This is a genomic window from Pseudovibrio sp. Tun.PSC04-5.I4 (assembly GCF_900104145.1).
In the GTDB taxonomy this organism is placed as follows: domain Bacteria; phylum Pseudomonadota; class Alphaproteobacteria; order Rhizobiales; family Stappiaceae; genus Pseudovibrio.
In genome coordinates, this window is sequence record NZ_FNLB01000006.1 from 2,481,162 (window position 1) to 2,487,500 (window position 6,339).

Sequence of the window (6,339 nt, forward strand, 5' to 3'; positions counted from 1 at the left end):
AACCAATCGGATCTGTCTAGTTCATTATTACATTGTAATATATTTCCAAAGTATTTTAGTCTTTCAGTGACCCTAGTTACGGCAGTTTTATTCTTTCAATTCTGAGGATAATTCCTACTGAAATTCCCGTTCTATTGAGAATATTTAAGTTGGTTGAATAAATGAATACGCGCACTGTAGGCCAAAACGGGGCGAAGTCTCTGAAAGAGTGGGGCGCGATTGGGCGAAGCCGTTTTGCTCTTGCTGGAAGTTCTGCACTTTCTCTGGTCTTGATGACAACCTCTGCACAAGCCACAGATATTGTTATTGTAGATGGGCAGACCGTGGGCCAACAAGTCCTTGGTGATGGAGACAGGCTAGTCGTCAACTCCGGCGGAACGGTCACTGAGGCTTCAGACGGCGTTCGTGCGGGTTTGAGTGACAGAATTACCATCGTCAATGGCGGGAAAATTACGTCAACTGGGGAAGATGGGATTGATGTTGGTACAGCAACGCTAACTCTTGAAAATACCGGTGCGATATTAGGCAAAACCTACGGAATTAAAGCCGACGAGCTCGCCAACCTGACGAATAGTGGCACAATAACTGGCACCGACCACAGCGGCATTAATGCCAACATAATCACCAACCTGACCAATAGTGGAACAATATCCGGTCGGCTTGATGGGATTAAAGCAACGACGATCACCAAGCTAACGAATACCGGAACTATAAAAGCCAATTCCGACAACGCCATTGATGCCACCACGATTACTAATTTGAACAATAGCGGAACAATATCCTCCGACTATGATGCAGTTACAGCCACTACGATCACTAACCTGACCAATACTGGAACTATAACAGCCACGGTAGGCGCTGGGGTTTGGGCCATCACCATCACCAATCTGTCCAATAGCGGCACCATAAGCGGAAAAGATAGGGCCATTTCAGCAGCAACCATCACCAGCCTGACCAATAGCGGGACCATAAGCGGTGCAGCCGGCATAAGGGCTAAATTTGGGTTAGAATACCTGAAAAACCTTGCTGGCGGCGTTATTGAGTCAACCCAAACTAGTGCTGGTACTGCTGGAGTAAGAATGGGTTTTGGCAAGATCGACAATGCTGGCATCATTTCTGGTTTTGTTGGCATCCAAGCTAAAACTGCCGGCGATACAACGATTACCAATTCAGGCTTGATCGCATCTAATCAAGGTGCAACAGGTGTGGCCATTGAGTTGGCAGGAACTGGAGTTGATACAATCAACCTCAATGCAGGTTCGGTGCTCACTGGCACATTGAACTGGGTAGATGGGTCAGATGATACACTCAATATGGGTGCGGGTCTCAATGCCATTGTTTATTTAAGCGGCAATGAGCCTATCACCACCAACTTCGCCTCTCCCTTAAATGCATCCACGAGCACCTATCGCGCGCAGGCTGATTTCTCATCTGCTGCTGCAATGGGCACTATGCTGGATGATGTTGCCGGTGGTATCGGCGGTGTTGTTCGTACACGAATGGACGCAGCACGTCTTCTAATTGAACAAAGGGCCGCAGGCTCCTCAGTGAAGAAAACAGTTTGGGCAAGTGGTTGAGGTGTCTACTCATCGATTGACGGCACATCGCCAACTTTAGACACCACCCATGGGTCTATTGGTAGCTTGTTTGGTGTAGACTGGAGTAACCCGGATGGATCGCTCTATGGCTTCTATGGTGGCGCAGGCATTGGGCAGGTAAAGGTTGCGGTTGATAACGGACACAAAACCAGCACCAAGAACTTTTATGTTGGCGCTTATAGTCTTCGGGATATGCATACTGGTACCTATGGATTTAACGTAACTGGTGGCCTCATCAACTTAGATAGCCAACGATCTGTTGCTGATAGTAGTGTTGCCTCTGGTCTCTCTACTGCACAAGCAGATTACAAAGGCTGGTTTATCGCGCCAACGCTGAGCTATTCAAAAGACCACAAGTTGGGCGAGAACACACTTATCTCAAAATTATCCATTGGTTATCAGGGTTTGTATACAGAAGGCTATTCTGAGACTGGCTCAAATGCCAATGTCAGCGTGAATGCTCGTAATATCCATCAAGTCACGGCTCGAGGGGAATTGGCTCTGCAAAAAGAGAAAGTTTTCTCCTCTGGCACTGTCCTAAATTTCGCACCATTTATGGGTGCTGAGGGGCGGATTGGTGTTGGTGCCGACAATATTACAGCTTCACTTTTGGGCAATACAGCTACCTTTAACCCTGGCGACGACAAGTCTGTTGGACGTGGGTTTGCTGGTGCAAAATTCACCGCTGCGATGAGCAACACGAAATCCCTCTTTGGCAAGGTCGAAGGCTCATGGGATACCAACAACACAAAATCCATCAGCGCAAATCTTGGCTTTTCGATTGTATTTTAGTGCATACGAGAGGAATGGTACCCTTACTGCTGAGTATCGTGCCTCGCGCAGTCATCACCACGTAAAATCCTCGTGTTGTCGTCTCCTGCATAATAATCACCGGCGATACTAGTGATAGCCAATTTGGGAAACCATGACTGACTGAGTTTTCCAGACCAGACGTGTGTCCAGAACAATTCTCAATCTCTTGAATAAATTGAAAAGAATGCAGATAAAATGGCCGTTGAGGATACTCAGCAAAGGTTGTGTCGCAAACTTTTTGTTTGGGCGCAATACACCTATGGCGTAGATATAATTATCCTACGAGCGCCATGAACTGTGGCCGTATGCAGGAACGCCCTACTGCCCCAGTTGATTTTTTCTAATGATGTGGGCAGTACAACTCCATCAAGCGTGGCCTTGGCAACGTGGAAGGCCTTAAACACCATCATAGGTCTGGTTAACCGGCTGATGAACCGATGGTTCTGCTCAATGATATTGTGGAGGTATTTGACCTGAAGGATGTTGATGAACGTCCACCAGTAGCCTGTGAGGAGCAAATAAAAGTTGATATTTGTCAGCCCCTCCCGGTTGGCTCCGCTTTTGTCCATGACAACGTTCTCCGGCAGGATGTTGCTGCCAAATGGCGTTCGCGAAGAAGGTCGTTGCCGCCGTTTCATCGCGTCTCTTTGAGAGCATAAATTCAACCGTTTTGCCTTGTTTAACAATGGCGCGACACAGGTACACCCATTCACCCTTTACCTTGATATACGTATTGTCCAGTCGCCACGAGGTGCCCACTTTACGCTTCTGTTTTCTAGCCTCTTCAGCAATCAGCGGTGAAAACTAGGTTGAGGGTTGCGTGATCAACTTCAACACCACGTTCCTGCATGATCTCTCCAAGATCACGGCAAGAGACGGAATAGCGAAACTAGAAGAGCACCGCATGCAAAATCACGTCTTTAGGGTAATGGGCGCCTTTAAAACTGATCAACTCATCAAACCTTAAACCGTAAATTCAGAGCGTACCGATTGCAAACGAAACGATCAGAGTTGGAAGCCGACAAAACTTTGCGACACAACCTATTAGTAGGAGGCTCTCAATAATTTTCTGGAATTCATTTTCCCCGACTGCTTCCAGCGCTAACTGCGCCTCCAAAATCTGGACACAAAAAAACCGCTAAGCCATTGGCCTAGCGGTTTGAATTTTGGTTGCGGGGGCAAGATTTGAACTTGCGACCTTCAGGTTATGAGCCTGACGAGCTACCGGGCTGCTCCACCCCGCGGTAAACTTAGTATTGGGCACTATGTTGCCCTTATGTATTCTGGTTATTTTGAAGATATTTTGTATGTTTATCATGCCCGGCAGCGCCCTACTCTCCCGCGTCTTGAGACGAAGTACCATTGGCGCAGGGGCGTTTCACTTCCGAGTTCGGGATGGGATCGGGTGGGGGCGCCCCGCCATAGCCACCGGGCAGGATAAACATACATAATTGCGATCAGCTTGTCTGAGAGTGCTTTGCACCTCAGGCGGATCTTGGTTTACGATCCACGGCTTGAGGTTTCAAGCATCTTTCAGATTGATGATTAGCGTCATCTATCTGATCTTGTATATTGAACTGGTCTATTTTGTTAGCCAAGTGACTGGCTTAGTATTTGTCATTTTCATCCATAGGCTTATCTGCTTTTTTGAGCAGGCCTATGTGACAAACTTAGAAGTTTGTCATTTGTGATTATAGCTTAATGGGAGTGATCAAGCCAATCGAGCTATTAGTAAGGCTCAGCTTCGCATATTACTATGCTTCCACATGCCTCCTATCAACGTGGTGGTCTTCCACGGCTCTCAAGGGAATACTAGTTTCAAGGTGGGTTTCCCGCTTAGATGCCTTCAGCGGTTATCCCTTCCGTACATAGCTACCCTGCAATGCGGCTGGCGCCACAACAGGTCCACCAGAGGTACGTCCATCCCGGTCCTCTCGTACTAGGGACAGATCCTCTCAATATTCCTACACCCACGGCAGATAGGGACCGAACTGTCTCGCGACGTTCTGAACCCAGCTCACGTACCACTTTAATTGGCGAACAGCCAAACCCTTGGGACCTGCTCCAGCCCCAGGATGTGATGAGCCGACATCGAGGTGCCAAACAATGCCGTCGATATGGACTCTTGGGCATCATCAGCCTGTTATCCCCGGCGTACCTTTTATCCGTTGAGCGATGGCCCTTCCACGAGGGACCACCGGATCACTATGACCGACTTTCGTCTCTGCTCGACTTGTCAGTCTCGCAGTCAGGCAGGCTTATGCCATTGCACTCAACGAGCGATTTCCGACCGCTCTGAGCCTACCTTCGCGCGCCTCCGTTACCATTTGGGAGGCGACCGCCCCAGTCAAACTACCCGCCACACACGGTCCCGGGTATTGTAGTACCGCGGTTAGATATCCATGAGGACAAGGGTGGTATTTCAAGGATGACTCCACCAAAGCTGGCGCCTTGGTTTCAACGTCTACCACCTATCCTACACATGTCATCACGAATATCAGTGTGAAGCTGTAGTAAAGGTGCACGGGGTCTTTCCGTCTAACCGCAGGAACCCCGCATCTTCACGGGGAATTCAATTTCACTGAGTCTGTGCTGGAGACAGCGGGGAAGTCGTTACGCCATTCGTGCAGGTCGGAACTTACCCGACAAGGAATTTCGCTACCTTAGGACCGTTATAGTTACGGCCGCCGTTTACTGGGGCTTCAATTCGCTGCTTGCACAACTCCTCTTAACCTTCCAGCACCGGGCAGGCGTCAGACCCTATACGTCGCCTTGCGGCTTCGCAGAGCCCTGTGTTTTTGATAAACAGTCGCAACCCCCAATTCTGTGCCCCCAATACAAAGTTGCCTTCGCATTGGGCTCCCTTCTCGCGAACTTACGGGAGCAATTTGCCGAGTTCCTTCAGCACAGTTCTCTCAAGCGCCTTGGTATACTCTACCTGTCCACCTGTGTCGGTTTAGGGTACGGTCTTATCGTGGGAGCTATTTCCTGGAACACCTTCACCGCATCTCCAATCCAATAAGGAGATACGATACACGGCATCCGTCACTACCCACAGGCCGGGGAATATTAACCCCGTTCCCATCGACTACGCCTTTCGGCCTCGCCTTAGGGGCCGGCTAACCCTGCGCCGATTAGCGTTGCGCAGGAACCCTTGGACTTTCGGCGAGAGGGTCTCTCACCCTCTTTATCGTTACTCATGTCAGCATTCGCACTTCTGATACCTCCAGCAGCCCTCACGGGTCCACCTTCATCGGCCTACAGAACGCTCCGCTACCGCTTAGATAAACTAAGCCCGCAGTTTCGGTGTATGGCTTGAGCCCCGGTACATTTTCGGCGCGGAGACCCTTATTTAGACCAGTGAGCTGTTACGCTTTCTTTAAATGATGGCTGCTTCTAAGCCAACATCCTGGTTGTTTTGGGATCTCTACATCCTTTCCCACTTAGCCATAACTTAGGGACCTTAACTGGCGGTCAGGGTTGTTTCCCTCTCCACAATGGACGTTAGCACCCACTGTGTGTCTGCCGAGTAGTACTTCCTGGTATTCGGAGTTTGGTTAGGATCAGTAAGGCGGTGAGCCCCCATAGCCCATCCAGTGCTCTACCCCCAGGAGTATTCACTCGACGCTCTACCTAAATAGATTTCGCGGAGAACCAGCTATTTCCGAGTTTGATTGGCCTTTCACCCCTAACCACAAGTCATCCCCGAATTTTTCAACATTCGTGGGTTCGGTCCTCCAGTGCATGTTACTGCACCTTCAACCTGCTCATGGCTAGATCACTCGGTTTCGGGTCTAATTCAAAGAACTAAAGCGCCCTATTAAGACTCGCTTTCGCTGCGCCTACACCTACCGGCTTAAGCTTGCTCATTAAATTAAGTCGCTGACCCATTATACAAAAGGTACGTTGTCACCCAGAACAAATCTTG

2 protein-coding genes, 1 tRNA gene, 2 rRNA genes and 1 pseudogene (1 of these 6 cut by a window edge) are annotated in these 6,339 nt (G+C 49.2%); 2 read left to right on the forward strand and 4 right to left on the reverse strand.

Features of this window, described 5'->3' with window-relative positions; genetic code table 11:
* Nucleotides 1-161 precede the first annotated feature (161 nt).
* Entirely contained in the window at nt 162-1,577 is a 1,416-nt protein-coding gene (locus BLS62_RS16775) for a beta strand repeat-containing protein (RefSeq protein WP_093182983.1), read from the forward strand.
* Nucleotides 1,578-1,592: 15 nt separating this feature from the next.
* Entirely contained in the window at nt 1,593-2,390 is a 798-nt protein-coding gene (locus BLS62_RS16780; protein ID WP_159436580.1) for an autotransporter outer membrane beta-barrel domain-containing protein, read from the forward strand.
* A gap of 339 nt (nt 2,391-2,729) precedes the next feature.
* On the opposite strand, the pseudogene BLS62_RS16785 reads toward BLS62_RS16780, so the two are convergent.
* The 4 genes and pseudogenes from BLS62_RS16785 to BLS62_RS16800 all read right to left on the reverse strand — a co-directional run.
* Nucleotides 2,730-3,363 (reverse strand): annotated as a pseudogene (locus BLS62_RS16785) (IS6 family transposase).
* 215 nt (nt 3,364-3,578) lie between these two features.
* A tRNA-Met gene (locus tag BLS62_RS16790) sits at nt 3,579-3,655 on the reverse strand.
* A 74-nt stretch (nt 3,656-3,729) separates the two neighbouring features.
* A 5S ribosomal RNA gene (gene rrf, locus BLS62_RS16795) occupies nt 3,730-3,844 on the reverse strand.
* A 274-nt stretch (nt 3,845-4,118) separates the two neighbouring features.
* Nucleotides 4,119-6,339 (reverse strand): 23S ribosomal RNA (locus BLS62_RS16800); it runs 509 nt beyond the window's last position.